Source organism: Paraburkholderia sp. BR10882 (assembly GCF_040948855.1).
In the GTDB taxonomy this organism is placed as follows: Bacteria; Pseudomonadota; Gammaproteobacteria; order Burkholderiales; family Burkholderiaceae; genus Paraburkholderia; species Paraburkholderia nodosa_A.
This window is the reverse complement of the sequence record NZ_JBFPKP010000003.1, coordinates 178,895-200,163: the sequence shown is the minus strand read 5'-3', so window position 1 is coordinate 200,163 and position 21,269 is coordinate 178,895. Positions and strand designations below refer to the sequence as shown.

Sequence of the window (21,269 nt, the reverse complement as noted above, 5' to 3'; positions counted from 1 at the left end):
TGGGTAAACCTCCTACTCACGTCCCTATTCCACTGCTGCCGGGAATTTTTTCCTTTCAGTTTTCCGACAGGCACGAACGCCGAAATCACGTTGAGCGCATCGGGCTTTCAAGCGCAGCGGAATAAAGGGAGCATGCAGAACGTTTTCCCGGTATCCTCATTTCGTCACAAGGCCGTGGTGCTATCTCGACAGATGCTTTCCGCGTGAATGGGGCATGCCAGCAACCAGAGGGTGGTCCACCTGTCAGTACGGTGGCGGCACGACTTTTGCGCGCGTCCGAGCACATGCGATTGCTGCTCGCCGCGGGCGGCTCCCGCCCGGAAAAGTGGAGGTAAAAGAGCGTGCTGGTCGCAACCCCATCCGTCGGCGTGGCGTGACCATGGTTTGTCTCAAACCCCACGCAAGCGCAATCGCAATGTTTGCCTGCACTGCCATTGCAGCTGTCGGGGTCAGCGCCGCTCCTGTCGACACGTCCGCACCGCTGGCACAATATCGGCTGGATCCGGCCCGTTCCGGTGTGACATTCGACGTCGCGAACGCCTGGCACTCGAATCTCACGATGCGCTTTAGCCGCGTAGGTGCCGAGCTCGATGGATTCCAGGGCGCGGCTTCGGGCCGCGTGGTGGTGACGATCGACGCGACAAGCCTCGAAGCGAACGCGCCGTTTGTCACCCGAATCGTCGAAAGCGGCGGCATGCTGGATGTGGCGCATTATCCGGCCATTCGCTTCGTCAGCACCCGCCTTGTCCGGATCGGTCCGTTCAATGGCCTGTTGACAGGGGATCTGACGATCCGCACGACGACTCGCCCCGTCACGCTCGATGTCACCTTCGACACAGCCCCGGACGATCCACCGGGCGCTCCCGAGACGCTGGCCTTCTCCGCCGACGGCCATTTCAGCCGGGCAGCGTTCGGGCTGACGAAATGGTCCTCGGCAGTCGGGGATGACGTGCACATGAGAATCCGCGCCGAATTCGTCAAGGAACGTGCCGATCCGTGAATCGGCGGTCTGCTTCCGGTTCGAACAGAGACCTATCCCGGGAATCTGCCAGGAACCATAAAAAAACCGCACCCGGCAACTACGCCGGACGCGGCCCGGACTGCAAACGTATGGGGACTCGAGGTGGCCAGGCGCCGCCTGCGCTTACTTCTTCACGGCAGTCGGATCGAGGTTCTTGCCGGTGGCCTCGTTATAGCGCTGCACGTATTCCTCGGTGAGCTTGCGCACCGCCCGGCCGATCTTGCGATAGTCCGACTCGTTGAGGTTCGCGAGCGACACGCGGCCCGAAGGATGCGGCGTGCCGAAGCCCTTGCCCGGCAGCAGCACGACGCGCGCTTCTTCCGCGAGACGGAACAGCAGTTCGTTGGGCTTGACCTGCTTGAGCAGCCAGTCGACGAATTCGCGCCCAAAGCGCTTCTCGCCCATGTATTCCATGTCGAGGATCGTGTAGTAGTCGACCTGGTTCGGATCGCCCTCGCCGTAGGGCACGCCCATTTCCTCGAAGAGCGCGCGCTTGCGGTTGCGAATGAGTCGCTTGAGTGCGTTCTTGTACGCGTCGGGCGTGTCCATGAGCGAGAACAGCGAGAACAGCACCATCTGCACCTGCTGCGGCGTCGAAAGACCGGCCGTGTGGTTCAGCGCGACAGTACGGCTGTCGGCCACCAGACGGTCGATGAACTTGAGCTTGTCCGGCACGGTGGTGATCGATTCGTAGCGCTTGTGCAGTTCCTTCTTCTCGTCCTTCGGCAGCTTTGCGAGCGTGTGGTCGAGCACGTTGTCGCGGTGCGTGGCGATCGCACCCAGACGCCAGCCGGTCGCGCCGAAGTACTTCGAATACGAGTACACGAGAATCGTGTTCTTCGGTGCGAGCGCGAAGAGCGAGACGAAGTTGTCGGCGAAGGTGCCGTACACGTCGTCGGTCAGGATGATGAGGTCCGGACGCTCCTTCACGATCTCAGCGATGTACTCGAGGCTCGCGTCGTCGATCTTTACCGAAGGCGGGTTACTCGGGTTCACAAGGAAGAACGCCTTGACCTTCGGATCGCGCAGCTTGTCGAGCTCCTTCTTCGAGTACTGCCAGTTGTTTTCCACCGTGGCGTTCAGATGCACCACGTTGAGCTGGTAGTCGTTGAGTTCCGGAATCTCGATGTACGGCGTGAAAATCGGCATGCCGAGTGCGATGGTGTCGCCGGCCTTGATCAGGAAGTTCTCGCGCATCGTGTTGAAGATGTACGTCATGGCCGCCGTGCCGCCTTCCACGGCGAACACGTCGAACTCGCCGACGAACGGATGCTTGCCGATCATCTCGCGGCGCAGATACTGCCCGACGATGATCTCCGAAAGCTTGAGCATGCGGTCCGGCACCGGGTAATTGCAGGCGAGAATGCCTTCGCACATCTCATAGAGAAAGTCGCCCGCCGAGAGCCCCAGCTGATCGCGCACGTACGACACCGCGCCCGCGAGGAACCTGATGCCGGGCTGCCCCTTGTTCTCGCGCACGAACAGGTCGAAGCGCTCGACGATGCCGTCGCGCTGCGGGAAGCCGCCCACGCCCTCGGGCATGTAGGCAAACGAGCGCTCGGACTCCCGCATGGCGAAGAGGCCGAGTTGCCAGAAGCCGTGACGCGGAATCGTGGCGAGGAAGTTGGGGTTGCCGCGGCCCGCGTTGAGCATCGCGAGATTGGCTGGGCGCGCGGTCGCGCCGCCGCCGGCCGCCTTGATGAGTTCGTCCTTCAGCTCGAACGGGCTCAGTGCATCGAGACCCGACTTTTCTTTCGCGCCGTTACCCTTCGCTTTCGTTGCCATGGTGTTCTCCATTGGAAGACGTTGCGTGTGCCGCGCGCTTTTTTCCTCGCGCCGCACACGTTGAATGCATGTCATGCAAGGCCGACCACGAGCGGCCCGAGCAGCGTGAGCAGCACGTTCGCGATCGCATAGGTGATGGCGAACGGCACGGTGGGGACCGCGCTTTCCGCCTTGTCGAGAATGCCGCCGAAGGCCGGGTTCGCACTGCGCGCGCCGGACAGCGCGCCCGCGAGAATCGCCGCGTTGTTGTACTTGAGTACGTAGCGGCCAAACAGCATCGTGAGGAAGAGCGGTACCAGCGTCACCACCACGCCTAGCAGGAAGATCGTGATGCCGCTCTGCTTGACCGTCACAACGGCCTGCAGGCCCGAGTTCAGGCCGACCACCGCGACGAACGCCGCAAGCCCGAAGTCCTTGAGCAGCTGCGAAGCCGCGGGCGGCATCACGCCGTACATGGGGTGCTTGCCGCGCATCCAGCCGAACACGAGACCCGCGAGCAGGCAGCCGCCGCCCGAGCCGAGCGTGAGCGGAATGCCGGCCACGTTCACGACGATCAGGCCCACCAGCAGGCCGAGCACGAGGCCCACGCCCATGTAGATGAAGTCGGTCTTGTTGCTGTACGCGAGTTCGTAGCCGGCGGCCTGCACGGCGCGTTTCGTATCCGTTGCGGTGCCATAGATCGTCACCACGTCGCCGTGCTCGAGCTTCGTTTCGGGCAGGAGCGGCACGGGCTGGCCAACACGTTCGATCTTCTCGATGTACACACCATGTCGCAGATCGCGGTCCACGTTCTTGCGCACTTCGGCAATCGTCGTGTGGTTCATGCCCTTGCGCGTGAAGACGAGCTGGCGCGTTTGCATCACGAGGCTCATGCCGCCCGAGTCCGGCACTTCCGGCCCGATCAGCGCGCCCACTTCGACCATCTGCTCGCGGCGGCCCACGACCAGCACGACATCGTCGCGGCTCAGCACGAAGTCGGGGGTGGCGTCGAGCACCTTGCCGGCGCGGCGAATCTTCTCGACCGCGACGAAATCGCTCTCGGCCAGCTCGATCTGCTTGACGGTCTTGCCCGCGGCTTTCTCGACACGGAACACGCGCCCGAACAACTCGGGCAGCGCCGTGATCTGGCCCGGCCCCGCAGCGGCGTTGCCGCCCGACATCTCGCGCTCGGCGTCCGCGGAGGCGTCCTTGAGGCTGCGGCCCATGAACTTCGGCAGGATGTTCACACAGACGATGATCGCGCCGAGCGAGCCGAACACGTAGGTGACGGCGTAGCCGATCGCGACGTCGGCCTGCATGGCCTTCACCTGGTCGGGCGGCAAGCCCAGGCGCGCGATCGCGTCGCCGGCCGTGCCGATGATGGCCGACTGCGTCATGCCGCCCGCCGCGAGACCGGCGGCAAGGCCCTTGTTGAGGTGAAAGAGCTTCGCGCAAACCAGCACGGTGGCCAGACCCGCCACGGCCATGAACACGGCCATGGCGATTTCGCGCAGCGTCTTGCGGTTGAGCGAGTTGAAGAAGCCGGGGCCCGAGTCGTAGCCCACGGCGTAAATGAAGACGGCGAACATCACCGCCTTCACGCCGTTGTCGACGGTCACGCCCACCTGGCTCACGACGACGGCGGCGAGCAGCGAGCCGCCCACGCCGCCTAACTGGAACTTGCCGAAATTGATCTGACCGATCCAGTAGCCAACGGCCAGAGAAAGAAATAGCGCGATTTCCGGGGATTTGTGAAAGATGTCATGTAGCCATTCCATCGTGTCCTCGCTTTGAGAAAGAACCCCCTTGCTGCTGGGGATGGCCGGCAATGAGACACCGCCGGCCAGATCGAGCCGAAAACACCAGCCAGGATGCGTCAGCCAAACTTCGCCGCGAGCCCTACCACCACAGGGCCCATGAGCGGCAAGAGGATGTTCGAGAGCGCGTAGGTGATCGTGTAGCCGATCACGGGAGTCGAGTTGCCGGCTACGCCGACGAGCGCACTGATCGCCGGCGTGCTGCACTGCTGGCCGGCGATGGCGCCGAGCAGCATCGGCGCTTCGAGCTTGAGGAACATGTGCCCGATCCACAGTGAGAGGAGCCCGGGAATCAGCACCATCAGAATGCCTGCGAGCGGCAGCGCGAGACCGTACTCGCGCACGAGCTTGATGGCGTCGGGGCCGGCGGAAAGCCCGACGGCCGCGATGAAGGTGGCAAGACCAAAGTCCTTGAGCACCTGCGCGGCGGCAGAGGGCAGCGAGCCTACCAGGGGGTAACGCGAGCGCAGCCAGCCGAAGAACAGACCCGAGAGCAGGCACCCGCCGCCCGTGCCGAGCACCAGCGTGACGCCGCCCACGTTCACGCCGAAACGCCCGATCATCATGCCGACGAGCACGCCGAGGCCCAGATAGACGAAGTCGGTCTTCTGGGTCTGCTGGATCACGTAGCCAAGACGCTTCGCGCCGCGCGCAACGTCGCTGGGCGTGCCGACCAGCGTCAGCACGTCGCCGCGATGCACGACCATGCCGGGCAAGGCGGGCACCGTGTTGTCGAGCCGCGTGATCGCGCCGACGTAGATGCCGCGGCCCGCTTCCGGCGCGGCGCGCTCGCGCATTTGCGCGAGCGTGAGGCCGCTGACGTCGCGCTGCGTGACCATCACGTCCACGCGTTTCGCGAGCAGCTTGAACAAGCCCTCGCCCGGCATCTCTTCGCCGAGACTGCCTGCTGCTTCGATCACGGCTTCGCGGCGCCCGGCGATCAGCACGATGTCACCCGGCTGCAGCACGGACTGCGCATTGGCGTCCAGTTGGCGTCCCTCGCGCAGCACGTACTCGATCGTGACGTTGTTGCCAAAACGCGCCTCGAAGGCGGCGACTGCGGCGCCGGCTGCGGGACCCACCTTGAACGCGCGACCTTCGAGCGGCGCGAGCGCGAGCCGCTGTCCTTCGTCGAGCGCGCCGTCGCCGCCGAGCTTGCGATACAGGCGCGCGGCCTCTTCCCGCAGGTTCACGCGCAGGATCAGCGGGGCAATCTGGCTCGTGAAGAGCACGATGGTGACGAGCCCAAAGAGGTAGCTCACGCTGTATGCGGTCACGATATGCGCCTGCAGCGTGCTCACCTGGGCGTCGGTCAGGCCGAGCCGCGTGATCGCCTCGGAAGCCGTGCCGATTACGGCCGATTCGGTCGCCGCGCCCGCGAGCAGGCCTGCCGCTGTGCCCGCATCGAGCTTCATCACGACGACCGCGATCATGACGAGCGCCATGACCGAGACGATCTCGACGATCGAGAGCAGTCCGTAGCGCCAGCCGCGCCCGACGTTCGCGAAGAACTGCGGACCGCCCGTGAAGCCGAGCGCGAAGATGAAGAGTGCGAAGGCGACGTTCTTGAGGTCCGGCGAGATGCGCGCGCCGGTTTGCCCGAGCACGAGCGCGACGATCAGCGTGCCACACACGCCTCCGAGGGAGATCGGACCGAAGCGGATCGAACCAATCAGATAACCGAGCGCGAGGCTCACGAACAGGGCAATCTCGGGTTGCGACTTCAGCACTTCGACGATCATGTCTGGTCTGCCGATTTACGTTTTAGTTAGCCCGAAAGCGTGCTCAAAAAAACAAGCGGTAATGCATATTAAATAACATGCAACGCTAATTGCCGGTCGTTATTTTCCCGACGCGCAACAATTCATTCACACAGAAAAAGCGTCAACGCGCGCTTAATTCCGGCTCGTAAATGACGGGGAATTCACCGACCGCAATGGCTCACAATTCTCCAGAGTCAAAGGGCGTCCCGCCTGGAACCTGGCAGTTCTGACAGACATCCGCTGCTTGCGTGAATTACGCAAACACGTTATCCGCAATGCACAGTATTTAGATAGTGACAAAAAAGCACAACGCATTCCTTACTCAATACATGCCGACTGCGTATTGGATCTTTTACAAGTAAGAAATGCTGCCGCGTGTTGAGATAGATATTGTAATTCTCACGGACTGTCAATATTATTTTTGTTAGATTACCGCGGTCGTCCATCGCAGTAGTTCATTCGAGGCACATTGACCAGAACAACGCGACACATCGCTTCGTTCCTCAACTTCGCCAGCAGTTGCGGTGTCCCTCAACCGGTCCATGCATCGAGCATACGAGGCTATACATGAACCAGATACATGCCATGCGCGTCTTCGTCAGGGTGGCGGAAACCGGGAGCTTTCGTCGCGCCGCGCAGCAGCTCGACGTCTCCAACGCGCTCGTCACGCGCTCCGTCGCGATGCTCGAGGCGCACCTGAATGCACGCCTCATCAATCGCACCACGCGCAATCTCGCGCTCACCGAGGCAGGCCAGCGCTACCTCGAAGGCTGTCGTTGCGTGCTGGAGGAACTCGATCATCTGGAGCGCTCACTGGCGCACACGGAAAGCGAGCCGAGCGGCACGCTGCGCGTGGTGGCCGCCGGCGCGCTCTCGCTTGCCACGCTCACGCCGCTCATCGACGGCTACCGGCGTCTGTATCCGCGCGTGAACGTGCGCCTCACGCTCGCCGAACGGCCCGTGGATCTCATGGAAGACGGCTTCGACGTGGGCATCGTCGGCGCTACGCCCGCACGCAACGGCGAGTGCGTGGAGCGCGCGCTCGGCACCACGACATTCGTCCCCTGCGCGGCGCCCACATGGCTCGCCGAACACGGCGAGCCGCATACGCCCGAGGAGCTCGCGCAATGCGCGGCGGTCGCGCTGCCTCCCGAGGAGCGCAGCGCGACGTGGCAGTTCGCGAAGCCCGGCGAGCGTGCACAGCAGGTCACGCTGCAGCCCGGCTACGCCGTCAACAACATGCTGATGGTGCGGCTCGCCGCGCTGGCCGGCATGGGCGTGGCGGTCGTGCCCGCGCCGCTCGTCGCCGACGACTTCACCGCGGGCACGTTGCGGCGGCTACTGCCCGACTACGACATCGACGATCCCGACGCCCGCATGTCCATCGTCTATCCGAGCCGCCAGTATTTGCCCGCGAAGACGCGTCGCTTCGTCGACTACACGGTCGAGCATTTCGAGCTTGCGCGTCATGCATCGCCCATCGCGGCGAGTTCCAATGGCGCACCGAGCCGGCCGCTGAGCGTGGCGTGAGCACACAGCGAGCGGGCGTAGTGTGCCCACCCGATGGTTTGAGAACATGCTGCTTGCAAATGCGCCGTTAGCGAACATGCCGTTCGCGCGACGATGCATCAGAGCCGGGGCGAACTGCCGTCGACCGGGACCAGCAGGCCCCCGTCGCCCGCGCCGCACAGTTCGCGCAGCAATGCCGCCTCGCGCTCGTGCACTTCCACGGGTAGCCACAATGCCCCCGCCCACGAGAGGTAGCGCGCGCGATGCTGGCCGTTGCGAAACGCCACTACCCCCTCGTGCGCAAGTCCGAGCCATCCGGCCAGCCCCGCCACGCGGCGTTTGCTGATCGTCACGTAGGGCATCTGCGGCACGCGCTCGTTGTCCGGATCGAGAAACTCGCGTATGCCGCGAATCTTGCCGCTATGCCAGTCGTCGACGGGCTTGAGCACGTAGTCGGTGTCGTCGCGGTCGGCACAGAGAAGCAGCTTTTGCAGATCGACGATCACGACGACGTGGCGCGTGCCGTCGGTCGTGAAGACGCGCTTGAAGCGCACATGGTCATACGCGTCGTGGTCGGGCAACGGGACAGTCCAAAGAGGTCCACAAGCGGGATACGGCGAGGAATCCGAAACGGAGGTGATGCTGGACATGGACGTCGATTGCATGCGTGCTTTTGGTGGAAACGTAGTTCAGGAAATGAAACCGGCCTAAGCTACGGATGAGCCATTAAATTTTTATGACGAATGCGGGGCGCATCGAGGACTGACACATGACGATCGAAACCTTCGGCGAGCACGTGCGTATCGAAAGCCAGGAACATCTAGCAATTCTCGTGCTCGACCGCCCGGCGCAGCGCAACGCCATCGACAGACCCGTTGCGACTGCACTCGCTGCCGCGTTTGCACGCTTCGAAGAAAATCCCGCATGGCTCGCGGGTGTGCTGTACGGCGCGGGCGGCACGTTCTGCGCGGGCGCGGACCTCACCGCGCTCGCCGACCCCGAGCGCCGCAATGAAATCCGCGCGGACGGCAGCGGCGCGGGCCCGCTCGGCCCCACGCGCATGTCGCTCAGCAAGCCCGTAATCGCGGCGATTTCAGGCTACGCCGTTGCGGGCGGGCTCGAACTCGCACTGCTGTGCGACCTGCGCGTGCTCGAAGAAGACGCCGTGCTCGGCGTGTTCTGCCGCCGTGTGGGCGTGCCGCTCATCGACGGCGGCACGGTGCGCCTGCCGCGCCTGATCGGGCTGTCGCGCGCACTCGATCTGATCCTCACGGGGCGCGCCGTCGATGCGCAGGAAGCCCTCGCGTTCGGCCTCGCCAATCGTGTGGTCGCCAAAGGCGGCGCGCGCCAGGCCGCCGAGCAACTGGCCGCGCAACTCGCAGCGCTGCCCCAGGCGGCGCTGCTCGCGGACCGGCGCTCGGCGCTCGAGCACAGCATGCTGCCCGACACGGCCGAGGCGTTGCGCCGCGAAGGCGCGCTCGGCTATCGCGCGGTGCTCGACGAGGGGCTCGCACTCGCGGCGCGCTTCGCGGCCGGCGCGGGCCGTCACGGCGAACCGCTCGATCCGCTGAAACAGAAGTGAGCTCAACAAAAATCGCACGCGAACGTCGCGACAGCCGATTGACGTGTCGATGGCCACAATGCGCAGTGCTTGACGCTTGAAGGCGCGCGCCCGACCCACTACATTGAAATTGATCCGCGCCGCTGCCCCCGCCCCTGCCGCCATGTGTAATGACGCTGAGGACTGCTGCGTCGTCTAACGGCAATCTTCAGACGAACCGCCCCGGCGCCCCCTTCCCTGATGCCGCATCACGGGAGAGATCTCATGCCGACGGATCGGATCATCCGCTTCGCGGACTTCGAACTCGACGTCGAGCGGTACCAGTTGCGCCGAGAAGGTATGGAGGTCAAGCTGGAGCGGTTGCCGATGGATCTTCTGATCCTGCTTGCCTCGCGCCGCGGCGAGTTGATCTCGCGCGCGGACATCGTCGACCGGCTGTGGGCCGGCAGCCCCTTTCGCGACACCGACAACGGCCTGAACACGGCGATCCGCAAGATCCGCATCGCGCTCGCCGACGACCCCGCCAAACCGCGCCACCTCATCACCGTGAAGGGCAAGGGCTACCGGTTCGACGGCATCCTGCCCGAGCCGTCCGAGGCTCACGGTGCGTCGGCTGCCGCGCGCGACCCGCTAGCGACGCGCGAGAGCGAGCACGCGCCGCCCGCCGTACGCATGCTGGTGCTGCCGTTCACCAACCACACCGGCGACGCGAGCCAGGACAGCCTGTGCAGCGCCCTCGCCGATGAGATCTCGGTTACGCTCGGCGCGCTCAACCCCGAGCGCCTCCTCACGATCGCGCGCACCACGGCGGCGCGTTACCGCGCGACACAAAAGAGCATCGGCGAGATCGCGCGCGAACTGAAGCTCGACTACGTGCTCGAAGGCTCGCTCACGCGCGCGGGGCAGCAAACCCGCATCCTCACGCGTCTGATCCGCTGCGCCGACGAAGCGCAGATCTGGAGCCGCGCGCACGAAAGCGCCACGCAAGGCGCACTCGACATCCTCAAGGAAGCGGTCGCGGCGCTCGCCGAGAACCTGGCGACCACGCTTTCCGAGCAGCAGCGCACGCGCCTCGAGCGGCGCCTGCCTGTCAATCCCGCCGCGCACGACGCGTATGTGCGCGGGCGTTTCTTCTGGTATCGACGCGTGCATTTCGAAGCGGGCTTTTGCGCGCAACACGGCATCGACGGCGAAGACTTCGTGCGCAGCCGAACCTACTTCGAGTCCGCGCTCGAGCACGACCCGAGTTACGCACTCGGCTATACGGGCCTTTCGAACTACTACGGATCGACGGTTGTGCATGGCTTCGTCGCGCCCGACGACGGCTGGCCGGTTGCGCGCTCGCTCGCCGAAAGCGCGCTCGAACTCGACCCGGATCTGCCCGAGGCGCATCACGCGCTCGCGGCCGTGCGCTACTTCTACGACTGGGACTGGGACCAGGCCGAGGCCGGCTTCAAGGATGCCCTGCGGCGCAACCCGAGTTACCCGGAGGCGCATCGGCTCTATGCGCGCATGCTGGTGGCGGCGGGACGCCGCGCCGAAGGCGACGCCGCGATGGAGCGCGCCGAACGCATCGATCCGCTGGCGTTCCAGGGGTCGCGCGCGTTCGGCATGGTGATGTCGGGCAGGCATGCGGAAGTCGTGAGTGAATATCTCGCGCCGGGGCACATGGACCATCCGCCGCTCGTCTATCAGTTGCTCGCTACGGCGTTCGAAGTGAAAAAGCTCTATGCGCAGGCCGTGGACGCCACCGTGGAGGCGCTCGAACGCTGCAACCAGCAGGCGCGTGCGACCACCATTCGCGCCCGCTGGGAAACGGGCGGCTATGACGCGGTGCTGCGCTGGTATCTGGAAGATCTGCTCGCGCGGCGGCGGGCGCGATACACCTCGCCGCTGCTCATCGCCGAGGCCCACGCGCGGCTCGCGCAGCCCGACGAAATGTTCCGCTGGCTCGAAACGGCGCTGGCCGAGCGCAGTTCGCGGCTATGCGAGTTGCGCACGAATCCATGGTTCGCGCCCTGGCGCCCGACGGGGCGCATGCGGCTCATCGAAAAACATATTGGCGGCGGCCCGACACGCTGAGCGTGGCGCACATTGCGAGAGCGCGTTGGGGCGCCGTCCTGATGCCTGGGTCTCCCTGTCGACTCAGTTCCCGTGATAGAGCCCTTCGTTCAGCGCCTTCTGCTGGCCCGATTGCTCGGAGCGCACCAGGTCCTGATAGACCTGCGCGTGCGTGAGCCTCATCGGCGCGCCCGATGCGCTTGTCGACATCGGCGAGCCGCCCACGTCCTGCGCAGCCGGCGGTGTGCTGGCCTGTTGTGACGGGTCGTCGCTCTGCGATTGCGCCAGCGCGCTACCTGCGAATAAGGCGGCCGCTGCGGCCACCGCGATGCGTACTGTGGTCATCGTGTTCATGACATCGCTCCAGGAAGGTTGCGCATATTCGGTTCCGTCATGCGCGGGACGGACGACGCGAGGGCGGCGACCGCCGGCGGGCGGCCCGGTGGGCGGACTGTTTCGCTCGTTGGATCGTGTGGGTATCGTGCTGCCCGCGAGCACGTTGCGCCATGCACGTAACCTGTAGAAATCGTCAAGAAATATGAAGGAACGGTGAACGGAGTCCGGCAAGAAAAGCTGTTGTTTTCCCAACAGCTTTGAAAAGCGTGCCGTATGCGTTGTGACGGGTTTCAGTACAATTCCGCGTTGACTTAAATAAAACGGCTTCGCGCTCAATGCCCGTCGCCGTCCTGCGCCGACCCCACGCCATGCCCCTGCCTCTTCTCGCCCTTGCCGTTGCCGCTTTTGGTATCGGTACCACCGAATTCGTCATCATGGGCCTGCTGCCCGACGTCGCGCGCGACCTGAGCGTCTCGATCCCGGCGGCGGGCATGCTCGTCTCGGCCTATGCGCTTGGCGTGACGATCGGCGCACCCATCGTCGCCATCGCGATTGCCAATGTGCCGCGCAAGCAGGCGCTCATGCGCCTGATCGGCATCTTCATCGTCGGCAACCTGTTGTGTGCGCTCGCGCCGAACTACTCGATCCTGATGGCCGCGCGCATCGTCACGGCGTTCTGCCACGGCGCGTTCTTCGGCATCGGCTCGGTGGTCGCGGCAGGCCTCGTCGCGCCGAACCGCCGTGCGCAGGCCATCGCGCTGATGTTCACGGGCCTGACGCTCGCTAACGTGCTGGGCGTGCCGCTCGGCACAGCGCTCGGCCAGATCGCCGGATGGCGCACGACGTTCTGGGCCGTGACGGCCATCGGCATTCTCGCAGCGGCGGCGCTGCAGGTGTGCCTGCCCGCGAAGATCGAAATGCAGAAGGCGAGCCTCGTGCATGAGTTCGGCGTGCTGAAGAACCCGCAGGTGCTCATGGTGCTCGGCATGAGCGTGCTGGCCTCGGCCAGCCTCTTCGCGGTGTTCACCTACATCACGCCGATTCTCGAAGACGTGACCGGCTTCTCGCCGCATGAAGTCACGTTCGTGCTGCTGCTGTTCGGCCTTGGGCTCACGGTAGGCAGCACGCTGGGCGGCAAGCTCGCCGACTGGAAGCTCATGCGCTCGCTGCTCACGTTTCTCGCGATGATCGCCGTGGTGCTCGCCGCGTTCTCGCTGACCATGCACGACCCGATAGCGGCCATGGCGACGATCTTCGTGTGGGGCATCCTTGCGTTCGCGATCGTGCCGCCGCTGCAGATACTGATTGTCAACCGCGCGAGCGATGCGCCCAACCTCGCCTCCACGCTCAACCAGGGCGCGTTCAATCTCGGCAATGCAGGCGGCGCCTGGATTGGGGGCGTCGCGATCAGCGCAGGCGCGCCGCTCACGGCGCTGCCGTGGGTGGGCGTGGTCACGGCTTTCGCAGCGCTCGCGCTCACACTGGTTTCGGCGCAGATCGACCGGCGCGCGCGCCGCCGCGTGGCGGTTTCCGGGCCGACTTCCTGCGCCTGATGCTTTGCTCGCCGCGGGCACGGGCGTGCGCGCGTTGCATTGAGGCGCGCGCGCTCAACCTGAGGCACGCCTGCGCCGCGATTTTCATGCGCACGTAGTAGCATCACGCCCGATGAAAACCGTCCTCACCCGCGACTTTCTCGCGCTGATCCTGAGCGTGGCCGTGGTCGGTCTCGGCTCCGGCGCGACGCTTCCGCTCACCGCCCTCGCCCTCACCGACGCCGGCCACGGCACCGCCATCGTCGGCCTGCTCACTGCCGCCCAGGCGCTGGGAGGCCTTGCCGTCGTGCCGTTCACGGCATGGATCTCCACACGCTTCGGCTCGCGCCAGGTGATCGTCGGCTCGGTGCTGACCGTGGCCGTCGCGACCGCATTGATGCAGACCAGCGCCAATCTGTGGCTCTGGGCGCTCCTGCGCATGCTCTGCGGCGCGGCGCTCATGCTGCTCTTCACGATTGGCGAAGCCTGGGTCAACGAACTCGCCGACGACTCGAACCGCGGCCGCGTGGTGGGCATCTACGCGACCACGTTCACGCTGTTCCAGATGTCGGGCCCGGTGCTCGTGAGCCAGATCGCGGACTATACGGCGTGGCGCTTCGCGATCTGCGGCGCGATCTTTCTCATCGCGCTGCCAATGCTCGCAGCGATCCGTTCGAATCCGCAGCAGACCGACATGCACGAGCCGCACGGGAGCTGGCGTCACGTAATGCCGAAGATGCCAGCGCTCATCATCGCCACCGGGTTTTTCGCGCTATTCGACACGCTCGCGCTGTCGCTGTTGCCGCTCTTCGCGATGGGTCACGGCATCGACACCGAAGTGGCCGTGCTGTTTGCCTCAGTCGTGCTGCTCGGCGACACGACCATGCAATTCCCCATCGGCTGGCTCGCCGACCGGCTCGGCCGCGAGCGCGTGCATGCGCTCATGGGCGTGATCGTCGCGGTGCTGCTGCCGCTGTTGCCCTTCGTCGTCGATACGCCCTGGCTGCGCTGGCCGCTCCTCTTCGTGCTGGGCGCGGCGGCGGGCTCCATTTATACGCTCGCTATCGTGGCGTGCGGCGAGCGTTTCGCGGGCGTCGCGCTCGTTTCCGCGAGTGCGCTCGTGAGCGCGGCGTGGAGCGCGGCGAGCTTCGCCGGCCCGGTCGTCACCGGCGCGCTGATGGAGCACGCGGGCCAAGACGCGATGCTGTGGGTGCTGTTCGCGGGCGCATTGGTGTTTCTCGGCGCGCTGCGCTGGGAGCGGACGCGAGGTTTGGCGCAAGCGCGCGCATAACGCGAGTACGCACGAAAAACGGCCGATGCGCCTTCAAAGCGCATCGGCCGTTTTGCTTGCTGAGTTCAGGCGTGGTTACTTCAGCGCCGGGAGGATCTTGCCGACGCAGGCACCCAACCCCACGCGATAGCCATCGCCCTGGCACCAGCCAGCGAGCGTGAGTTCGTCGCCGTCTTCGATGAAGCCGCGCGTGCCGCCGCTCTTCAGTTCGAGCGGATTCTTCGCGTTCCAGGTGAGCTCGAGCAGGCTGCCGAACGAGTCCGGCGTCGGGCCCGAGATCGTGCCCGAACCCATCAGGTCGCCCACGCGCGTGTTGCACCCCGCCACGGTGTGATGCGCGAGCTGCTGCGCCATCGACCAGTACATGTGGCGGAAATTCGTGCGCGCGATGGTCGTCGCCTCGGCCGCGCCTTCGGGCTGCATCCGCACTTCGAGCGCAATGTCGAACGCGTGGTCGCCCTCGTGACGCAGGTATTCGAGCGGCTGCGGTTCCTGCACCGGCTGCGCGACGCGGAACGGCTCCAGCGCGTCGAGCGTGACGACCCACGGCGAAATCGTCGTGGCAAATCCTTTCGAATTGAACGGCCCGAGCGGCACGTATTCCCATTGCTGGATGTCGCGCGCGCTCCAGTCGTTGAGCAGCACCATGCCGAAGATGTGGTCCTCGGCGTCTTCGCACGCGATCGGCTCGCCGAGCGCATTGCCGCGCCCGACGATGAAGCCCGTTTCCAGCTCGATATCGAGCTTGCGGCATGCGCCGAACACCGGACGATCCTGATCGGGCAGCTTCAACTGGCCCCTCGGGCGGCGCACCGGCGTGCCGCTCACCACCACCGACGACGCGCGGCCATTGTAGCCGATCGGCATCTCGGACCAGTTCGGCAGCAGCGCATTCTTCGGATCACGAAACATCGAGCCGACGTTCGTCGCGTGTTCCTTCGACGAGTAGAAGTCGGTGTAGCCCGGAATCTGCACCGGCAGATGCAGTTTCGCGTCGGCGAGCTTCACGAAGGCGCGCTGGCGCAACGCCGCGTCGTCGCGCAGCGTGGCCGTTTCGCGCGCGAGCAGCGAAGAAAGCTGCACGCGCACGCTGCGCCACGTCTCGCGGCCAAGCGCGATGAAGTCGTTCAGCGCGGCACGCGCAAAGACGTCTTGCTGCGCATTCGCGGGCAGACGCAGCAGCCCGGCTTCGTGCAGCACCGCAAGGTCGGCCACGAGGTCGCCGATCGCGACGCCCACGCGCGCCGTTGCGTTGCCGGTATCGCTGAACACGCCGAACGGCAGGTTCTGGATCGGGAAATCGCACTGGGCGTCGTTCGCGCTCTCGACCCAGCTCTTGCGCTTCGCGTCGAGCGTCGCCTTGAGTTCGTCCGTCATGGTGCTGTTCATTGCTGCTCCGGATTGAAGTGTTTCGTGAGGCCTTGCCAGCACTCGTAGTAATGCGCCTGCAGCTGGCTCGTTTCGAGCGCGTAGCGCGTCGGACGGATCAGCGTGCGGGTCTCGAACATGAAGGCCATCGTGTCGCCGACCTTGTGCGGTTTGGTCGTGTCGGAGTTCGAGGCTTTTTCGAAGGTCTCGGCATCCGGGCCATGGCCCGACATGCAGTTGTGCAGGCTCGCGCCGCCCGGCACGAAGCCTTCGGCCTTGGCGTCGTACACGCCGTGCACGAGGCCCATGAACTCGCTCGCCACGTTGCGGTGATACCAGGGCGGTCGGAACGTGTTCTCGGCCGCAAGCCAGCGCGGCGGGAAGATCACGAAGTCGATCGAGTCGACCCCCGGCGTGTCCGTGGGCGCGTGCAGCACGAGGAAGATCGAGGGATCGGGGTGGTCGTAGCTGATCGAGCCGATGGTGTTGAAGCGGCGCAGGTCGTACTTGTAGGGCGCGTAGTTGCCGTGCCATGCCACCACGTCGAGCGGCGAATGGCCGATGTCGGCGCGCCAGAGCTGACCGCCCAGCTTCGTGACGAGTTCGAACTCGCCTTCGCGGTCTTCATAGGCGGCGACGGGCGTGAGGAAGTCGCGCGGATTCGCGAGGCCATTCGAGCCGATCACGCCGAGATCCGGCAGACGCAGGAGCGCGCCGAAGTTCTCGCAGATATAGCCGCGTGCTTCGCCGTCAGGCAAATCCACCGTGAAGCGCACGCCGCGCGGGATCACGACGATCTCGAACGGCTCGACATCGAGCCGGCCCATCTCCGTGCGGATGGCAAGCCGCCCCTGCTGCGGGACGATCAGCAGCTCGCCGTCGGTGTTGTAGAAGAAGCGGTCGACCATCGGCCGGTTCGCCGCGTACAGGTGGATCGCGCAGCCGCTCATCGAGGCCGCGGAGCCGTTGCCCGACATCGTCACCCAGCCGTCGATGAAATCGGTCGGCTCCGTGGGCATGGGTAGCGCGTCCCAGCGCAGCTGGTTGGGCGGCGTGGGCGGCACGTCGCCGAAATCGGCGACGAGGCGCGGCGCGCCATTCACATCGAGGCGCGAGGCGACCGGCGCAAACGGCCGATGCACGGCGCCCGGACGGATCCGGTAGAACCACGTGCGGCGGTTGTGCGAGCGCGGCGCAGTGAACGCGGTGCCCGAGAGCTGCTCGGCGTACAGGCCATAGGCGCAGCGCTGCGGCGAGTTCTGGCCTTCGGGCAGCGCGCCCGCCAGCGCCTCGGTCGCGAATTCGTTGGCGAAGCCGCTCATATAGCCGTGCTGGACTTCGGTTGGGTCACGCAAAGGTGCGTTCATTGCTTGGTCTCTCCACGTTCTCGAGCCGTGACATGACGCCACGTGATTTACGGATGGTAAAAGCAATTACGATTAGTGAAATTAGGCGTATACCCTGACGGACAGTCGGTGGCCTCCAGAATGTGGGCGAATGGTCGATAACGTTATGACCAAACAGTCCATCCGGGGCGGCTGCGGGCTGCTACCATCGGGTCATGCGACCCCGTGTGGGGCTCGCACTTCTCATCCGCTTCCCGCTACATCACATGATTGCTCCCACCATTCCCGAGCTCGTTGCCCGCGCCGCCGACCATCCGTTTCTCGGCGAGCATCTGGCGATGGGCACTGGCGCGCACGCTAAAGAGGCCGTGGCGCGGCGGCGCGGCGTGGAGCTATTGAGCGCCTACGAGCCGATTTACGACATCAGCGTGCACAGCGGGGCGCAGTCGCTCACCGCCGATCTCGCGATGGCCTCGCGCTTTGGCGACGAACTCGGCTATCAGGCGGTCACGCTGCGCGAACAGGACGGCCAGCTCGCGCCCTGCGACGCATTCAGCGACACGCTCGACGATCCTGACCTCGTCGCGGTCGACCGCATGGTGCGCGCGCTGCACGCCATCAATTTTCTGGGTGGCCAGCAGCACGGGCTGCTCTTCCTGCGCGTGCACGAGCGCCTCCTGAAGAGCGTGAAGTACGACCATGGAAGGCATTTCTCGAACGTGCTGGTGTCGTTCGGGCTGAACCCCGGACGCATCGTGATCGAGCTGCCGCCGGCGGCGGTCGCGCACCGCACGTTCCTCGGCTATCTCACGAAGAGCTATCAGCGGTACGGGTTCAAGGTGGCGGGCAATCTGCCCAATGCCGGGCAGATTCTTTCGGTGTCGGACGTGCCTCGGCCCGACTTCGTGAAGATGGATGCGGCGTCCGCGCTGCGCGATTCGATGGTCAAGCCGCTCGTGAGCTATGCGGCGCGGCTGCGCATTCCGCTGATTTTCAACCGCGTGACCGATGCGGCGCAGTTCGAGCAGTTGCAGCAGTACGACGTACGCTTCGTGCAGGGGCCGGTGTTCGCGGCCCAGGACAAGGTGATTTGACGATGTGAGGCAAGCAAGGCGCCGGGCGGAGCCTGTGCGGCCTTAGAGGCTGACGGGTTCCTGCTCCAACTCCACGCCGAAGCGCGCGAGCACGTCGCGCTGGATCGCCTCTGCGAGTTCGAGAATGTCCGCGCCGGTCGCACCGCCGCGATTGACGAGCACGAGCGCCTGACGCTCGTGCACCGCCGCGGCCCGCAGCGCACGGCCCTTCCAGCCGCACCGGTCGATCATCCAGCCCGCCGCGAGCTTCACGCGCCCGTCGGCCTGGTGGTACGAAACGATCTGCGGCTCGCGCACGACGAGCGTATCGAACTGCTGCGCTTCGATCACGGGGTTCTTGAAGAAACTACCCGCATTGCCGAGTTCGAGCGGGTCAGGCAGCTTCGCGCGCCGCACCGCGACCACAGCGTTGAATACGGCACGCGCATGCGGCGCCTCGCCGGCGTTGTGCTGGGCCAGCTCGCGCGCGAGATCGGCATAGCCCGCGTTGGCCTGCCACACCTTCGGCAGGCGGAACGTGACCGAGGTGATGACGAAACGATCGCGCCCTTCGCGCTTGAAGAAGCTGTCGCGATAGCCAAAGCGGCAGGCGCCCGCGTCGAACTCCACGGCTTTGCCGGTCGCCATTTCGATGGCCCGCACCGACACGCAGCGCTCGGCCATCTCGAGCCCGTAGGCGCCGATGTTCTGAATGGGCGCCGCGCCCACCGTGCCCGGAATCAGCGCCAGATTCTCGAGGCCCGGCATGCCCGCTTCGAGCGTCCAGGACACAAAATCGTGCCAGTTCTCGCCCGCAGCCGCTTCCACGTACCAGGCGTGGCCGTCTTCGTAGGCCACGCGCTTGCCGGTCAGCGCCATGAGCAGCACGAGACCGTCGAAGTCCCGCGTGAGCACGACGTTGCTGCCACCACCCAGCACGAGCATACGCAAGCCCTGGGCGCGGGGGTCGCGCACCGCGGCCGCAAGGTCGGCCTCGCTTTCGACGCGGCACGCGTAGCGCGCACGCACGTCGAAGCCAAATGTGTTGTGCGCGCGCAGCGCAAAGCCGGCGGCAAACCACACAGGTGACGTTGTAACGGGCGTTTGGACGACGGGCATCGAGAAAGAACGGAACACGGACAGCAGACTAAAAATGGCCCGAAAGCCGCCGGGAGGCACCTGCGCACTGCTGACTCGCCTCCGGGCGGCGGCAAGCCGCCTTGGGCAAACGCAACGGCGCCGGTAGAATGGCGTCGGTCCGTGATTATAGCGAGTGCGCGAACCGCTGCCTGAAAATGCGTCTGTGGGCTGCGGAATACAGCTGCGACCCGCGGGCATTTGGCTTGCATGGTTTTTGCACCGCCGTTTGCGCACCTCGTACTTTTTGGAGAAAGCAATGCCATCGTTTGACGTCGTCAGCGAAGCCAACATGATCGAAGTAAAGAACGCCGTGGAGCAATCCAACAAGGAGATCTCCACACGCTTCGACTTCAAGGGCTCGGATTCGCGCGTCGAGCAAAAGGAGCGCGAACTGACCGCGTTCGCCGACGACGACTTCAAGCTCGGCCAGGTGAAGGACGTGCTCGTGTCGAAAATGGCCAAGCGCAATGTGGACGTACGCTTCCTCGACTACGGCAAGATCGAGAAGATCGGCGGCGACAAGGTCAAGCAGGTCATTACCGTCAAGAAGGGTGTGTCGGGCGACCTCGCAAAGAAGATCGTGAGGCTCGTGAAGGACAGCAAGATCAAGGTCCAGGCGAGCATCCAGGGCGACGCGGTGCGCGTGACGGGCGCCAAGCGCGACGACCTGCAAAGCGTGATCGCCATGCTGCGCAAGGACGTGACCGACACGCCGCTCGACTTCAACAACTTCCGCGACTAAGGCGGCAAGTCCAGCGTATTGCGGGGCAGCTCGGGCCGCCCCGTTTCGTTTCACACGTCGGCGCGCGCGCTCGCTTTCTCGCGCTCAGTCCGCCGTCACCACGAGCGGCATGAGCACCTCGCCGGTTTCCAGCAGTGTCTTGAGATTCGAGAGGATGCGCGGCCAGCCGCCCGACACCTTCTCGATGAAGACCGATCCCGGCCGCGCCATGTGGTGCGTAATCGTGAGCTTGACCGCGTGCTCCACGGGTTCGATGTCGATCGTGCAAAGTGAATCGCCCTCGGCATGGAGTTCGGCCAGGAACATGTTGCGCCAGCGCAGCACGAGCCGGCGCGGGGGATCGGCTTCGACCACCGCGCCCGAATCGGCAATGCGGCCGTCGGCGAAGCGCAGCGACCAGGGCGAGCCCGTTTGCCAGTCGCATTCGTGATGCATGCCGAACCAGTAGCGCTCGGTGAACTCGCGGCTCGTGAGCGCCGTCCACAACGCTTCCGGCGTGGTGCGGATGAACGTGACGTAGACGAACGTCGAGTCGCCGGCTGCACTGCCTTGCGTGTGCTTGTCGCTACTCATGGCTATCTCCTTCGAGTGATCGCTTGAGGTCGACGAGCGCACCCACGCGCTCGTGCTCGAACTTGCCAATCCAGCGTGCGGCAATCTCGCCGATGGGGACCGGATTGATGAAATGCCGCTTCTCGCGCCCATGCCGCTGCGTCGCGACGAGGTTCGCCTCTTCCAGCACCGTGAGATGCTTCGTAACCGCCTGACGCGAGATGGCCAGCCCTTCGCATAAATCGGTCAGCGTCTGGCCGTTTTTTGCATGGAGGCGGTCAAGCAGTTGACGGCGGCTCGCGTCCGCCAGCGCACGGAATACGGCGTCGTCGTTCATGCATTGATTATGCAACCACATGGTTGCATGTCAAGGTGAGAAAACGGCGCCGCAGC

The 21,269-nt window shown here is 65.1% G+C and carries 18 protein-coding genes; 8 read left to right on the top strand and 10 right to left on the bottom strand.

Annotated features, from left to right (window positions below; genetic code table 11):
• Nucleotides 1-415 precede the first annotated feature (415 nt).
• Nucleotides 416-1,000, top strand: coding sequence for a YceI family protein (locus AB3X99_RS10175; protein ID WP_368616815.1), 585 nt, complete (start codon nucleotides 416-418; stop codon nucleotides 998-1,000).
• A 144-nt stretch (nucleotides 1,001-1,144) separates the two neighbouring features.
• Here the strand turns inward: AB3X99_RS10175 and AB3X99_RS10170 are convergent, their stop codons facing one another.
• The 3 genes from AB3X99_RS10170 to aspT (AB3X99_RS10160) all read right to left on the bottom strand — a co-directional run bounded on the left by AB3X99_RS10170 (nucleotide 1,145) and on the right by aspT (AB3X99_RS10160) (nucleotide 6,344).
• On the bottom strand, nucleotides 1,145-2,806 hold the full coding sequence (locus tag AB3X99_RS10170) for a bifunctional aspartate transaminase/aspartate 4-decarboxylase (RefSeq protein WP_368616814.1): 1,662 nt from the start codon (nucleotides 2,804-2,806) through the stop codon (nucleotides 1,145-1,147).
• Between the two features lie 71 nt (nucleotides 2,807-2,877).
• Nucleotides 2,878-4,563: an aspartate-alanine antiporter gene (gene aspT, locus AB3X99_RS10165; RefSeq protein ID WP_069267746.1), complete on the bottom strand. Its 1,686-nt coding sequence runs from the start codon at nucleotides 4,561-4,563 to the stop codon at nucleotides 2,878-2,880.
• 98 nt (nucleotides 4,564-4,661) lie between these two features.
• A complete protein-coding gene (gene aspT / locus AB3X99_RS10160) occupies nucleotides 4,662-6,344 on the bottom strand; it encodes an aspartate-alanine antiporter (RefSeq protein ID WP_368616813.1) in 1,683 nt (560 codons plus the stop codon).
• Nucleotides 6,345-6,932: 588 nt separating this feature from the next.
• Here aspT (AB3X99_RS10160) and AB3X99_RS10155 point away from each other — a divergent pair.
• Nucleotides 6,933-7,895, top strand: a complete 963-nt coding sequence (locus AB3X99_RS10155; RefSeq protein WP_368616812.1) for a LysR family transcriptional regulator — start codon at nucleotides 6,933-6,935, stop codon at nucleotides 7,893-7,895.
• A gap of 98 nt (nucleotides 7,896-7,993) precedes the next feature.
• Here AB3X99_RS10155 and AB3X99_RS10150 read toward each other — a convergent pair whose 3' ends face one another.
• Nucleotides 7,994-8,524 carry a hypothetical protein gene (locus AB3X99_RS10150; protein WP_141710832.1) on the bottom strand — a complete coding sequence of 177 codons (531 nt, stop codon included), beginning with the start codon at nucleotides 8,522-8,524 and terminating at the stop codon, nucleotides 7,994-7,996.
• Between the two features lie 119 nt (nucleotides 8,525-8,643).
• On the opposite strand from AB3X99_RS10150, the gene AB3X99_RS10145 reads away from it, so the two are divergent.
• Both AB3X99_RS10145 and AB3X99_RS10140 read left to right on the top strand, forming a co-directional pair.
• Nucleotides 8,644-9,456 carry a crotonase/enoyl-CoA hydratase family protein gene (locus tag AB3X99_RS10145; RefSeq protein ID WP_368616811.1) on the top strand — a complete coding sequence of 271 codons (813 nt, stop codon included), beginning with the start codon at nucleotides 8,644-8,646 and terminating at the stop codon, nucleotides 9,454-9,456.
• Nucleotides 9,457-9,699: 243 nt separating this feature from the next.
• A complete protein-coding gene (locus AB3X99_RS10140) occupies nucleotides 9,700-11,517 on the top strand; it encodes a winged helix-turn-helix domain-containing protein (protein WP_368616810.1) in 1,818 nt (605 codons plus the stop codon).
• Nucleotides 11,518-11,580: 63 nt separating this feature from the next.
• Here AB3X99_RS10140 and AB3X99_RS10135 read toward each other — a convergent pair whose 3' ends face one another.
• Nucleotides 11,581-11,850, bottom strand: coding sequence for a hypothetical protein (locus tag AB3X99_RS10135; RefSeq protein ID WP_256094966.1), 270 nt, complete (start codon nucleotides 11,848-11,850; stop codon nucleotides 11,581-11,583).
• A gap of 350 nt (nucleotides 11,851-12,200) precedes the next feature.
• On the opposite strand from AB3X99_RS10135, the gene AB3X99_RS10130 reads away from it, so the two are divergent.
• On the top strand, nucleotides 12,201-13,385 hold the full coding sequence (locus tag AB3X99_RS10130) for an MFS transporter (RefSeq protein ID WP_324161835.1): 1,185 nt from the start codon (nucleotides 12,201-12,203) through the stop codon (nucleotides 13,383-13,385).
• Between the two features lie 112 nt (nucleotides 13,386-13,497).
• The gene (locus AB3X99_RS10125) at nucleotides 13,498-14,655 is read left to right on the top strand and encodes an MFS transporter (protein ID WP_368616809.1); all 1,158 of its coding nucleotides are present in this window, start codon (nucleotides 13,498-13,500) and stop codon (nucleotides 14,653-14,655) included.
• A gap of 75 nt (nucleotides 14,656-14,730) precedes the next feature.
• Here AB3X99_RS10125 and fahA read toward each other — a convergent pair whose 3' ends face one another.
• Complete coding sequence (gene fahA, locus AB3X99_RS10120) at nucleotides 14,731-16,044, bottom strand: fumarylacetoacetase (RefSeq protein ID WP_368616808.1); 1,314 nt, start codon at nucleotides 16,042-16,044, stop codon at nucleotides 14,731-14,733.
• Complete coding sequence (gene hmgA, locus AB3X99_RS10115) at nucleotides 16,041-17,390, bottom strand: homogentisate 1,2-dioxygenase (RefSeq protein ID WP_368603952.1); 1,350 nt, start codon at nucleotides 17,388-17,390, stop codon at nucleotides 16,041-16,043. Before hmgA ends, fahA begins: the two co-directional genes overlap by 4 nt.
• Nucleotides 17,391-17,635: 245 nt before the next feature.
• On the opposite strand from hmgA, the gene AB3X99_RS10110 reads away from it, so the two are divergent.
• Nucleotides 17,636-18,463, top strand: coding sequence for an EAL domain-containing protein (locus AB3X99_RS10110; RefSeq protein WP_069267756.1), 828 nt, complete (start codon nucleotides 17,636-17,638; stop codon nucleotides 18,461-18,463).
• Between the two features lie 42 nt (nucleotides 18,464-18,505).
• Here the strand turns inward: AB3X99_RS10110 and murB are convergent, their stop codons facing one another.
• On the bottom strand, nucleotides 18,506-19,561 hold the full coding sequence (gene murB / locus AB3X99_RS10105; RefSeq protein ID WP_368616807.1) for a UDP-N-acetylmuramate dehydrogenase: 1,056 nt from the start codon (nucleotides 19,559-19,561) through the stop codon (nucleotides 18,506-18,508).
• Between the two features lie 277 nt (nucleotides 19,562-19,838).
• Here murB and AB3X99_RS10100 point away from each other — a divergent pair, with 277 nt between their 5' ends.
• Complete coding sequence (locus tag AB3X99_RS10100) at nucleotides 19,839-20,324, top strand: YajQ family cyclic di-GMP-binding protein (protein WP_028209548.1); 486 nt, start codon at nucleotides 19,839-19,841, stop codon at nucleotides 20,322-20,324.
• Nucleotides 20,325-20,408: 84 nt separating this feature from the next.
• Here AB3X99_RS10100 and AB3X99_RS10095 read toward each other — a convergent pair whose 3' ends face one another.
• Nucleotides 20,409-20,897, bottom strand: coding sequence for an SRPBCC family protein (locus AB3X99_RS10095; RefSeq protein ID WP_368616806.1), 489 nt, complete (start codon nucleotides 20,895-20,897; stop codon nucleotides 20,409-20,411).
• Nucleotides 20,890-21,213: an ArsR/SmtB family transcription factor gene (locus AB3X99_RS10090; RefSeq protein WP_368616805.1), complete on the bottom strand. Its 324-nt coding sequence runs from the start codon at nucleotides 21,211-21,213 to the stop codon at nucleotides 20,890-20,892. The genes AB3X99_RS10095 and AB3X99_RS10090 overlap by 8 nt, the downstream gene beginning before the upstream one ends.
• Nucleotides 21,214-21,269 lie beyond the last annotated feature (56 nt).

Bases quoted from the DNA above. Each gene is read 5' to 3' on its own strand.
- AB3X99_RS10125 (WP_368616809.1), top strand. From the start codon at position 13,498: ATGAAAACCGTCCTCACCCGCGACTTTCTCGCGCTGATCCTGAGCGTG.
- AB3X99_RS10130 (WP_324161835.1), top strand. From the start codon at position 12,201: ATGCCCCTGCCTCTTCTCGCCCTTGCCGTTGCCGCTTTTGGTATCGGT.
- AB3X99_RS10110 (WP_069267756.1), top strand. From the start codon at position 17,636: ATGATTGCTCCCACCATTCCCGAGCTCGTTGCCCGCGCCGCCGACCAT.
- AB3X99_RS10155 (WP_368616812.1), top strand. From the start codon at position 6,933: ATGAACCAGATACATGCCATGCGCGTCTTCGTCAGGGTGGCGGAAACC.
- AB3X99_RS10100 (WP_028209548.1), top strand. From the start codon at position 19,839: ATGCCATCGTTTGACGTCGTCAGCGAAGCCAACATGATCGAAGTAAAG.
- hmgA (WP_368603952.1), bottom strand. From the start codon at position 17,390: ATGAACGCACCTTTGCGTGACCCAACCGAAGTCCAGCACGGCTATATG.
- murB (WP_368616807.1), bottom strand. From the start codon at position 19,561: ATGCCCGTCGTCCAAACGCCCGTTACAACGTCACCTGTGTGGTTTGCC.
- AB3X99_RS10170 (WP_368616814.1), bottom strand. From the start codon at position 2,806: ATGGCAACGAAAGCGAAGGGTAACGGCGCGAAAGAAAAGTCGGGTCTC.
- AB3X99_RS10140 (WP_368616810.1), top strand. From the start codon at position 9,700: ATGCCGACGGATCGGATCATCCGCTTCGCGGACTTCGAACTCGACGTC.
- aspT (WP_368616813.1), bottom strand. From the start codon at position 6,344: ATGATCGTCGAAGTGCTGAAGTCGCAACCCGAGATTGCCCTGTTCGTG.
- AB3X99_RS10135 (WP_256094966.1), bottom strand. From the start codon at position 11,850: ATGAACACGATGACCACAGTACGCATCGCGGTGGCCGCAGCGGCCGCC.
- AB3X99_RS10150 (WP_141710832.1), bottom strand. From the start codon at position 8,524: ATGTCCAGCATCACCTCCGTTTCGGATTCCTCGCCGTATCCCGCTTGT.
- aspT (WP_069267746.1), bottom strand. From the start codon at position 4,563: ATGGAATGGCTACATGACATCTTTCACAAATCCCCGGAAATCGCGCTA.
- AB3X99_RS10145 (WP_368616811.1), top strand. From the start codon at position 8,644: ATGACGATCGAAACCTTCGGCGAGCACGTGCGTATCGAAAGCCAGGAA.
- AB3X99_RS10095 (WP_368616806.1), bottom strand. From the start codon at position 20,897: ATGAGTAGCGACAAGCACACGCAAGGCAGTGCAGCCGGCGACTCGACG.
- AB3X99_RS10175 (WP_368616815.1), top strand. From the start codon at position 416: ATGTTTGCCTGCACTGCCATTGCAGCTGTCGGGGTCAGCGCCGCTCCT.
- fahA (WP_368616808.1), bottom strand. From the start codon at position 16,044: ATGAACAGCACCATGACGGACGAACTCAAGGCGACGCTCGACGCGAAG.
- AB3X99_RS10090 (WP_368616805.1), bottom strand. From the start codon at position 21,213: ATGAACGACGACGCCGTATTCCGTGCGCTGGCGGACGCGAGCCGCCGT.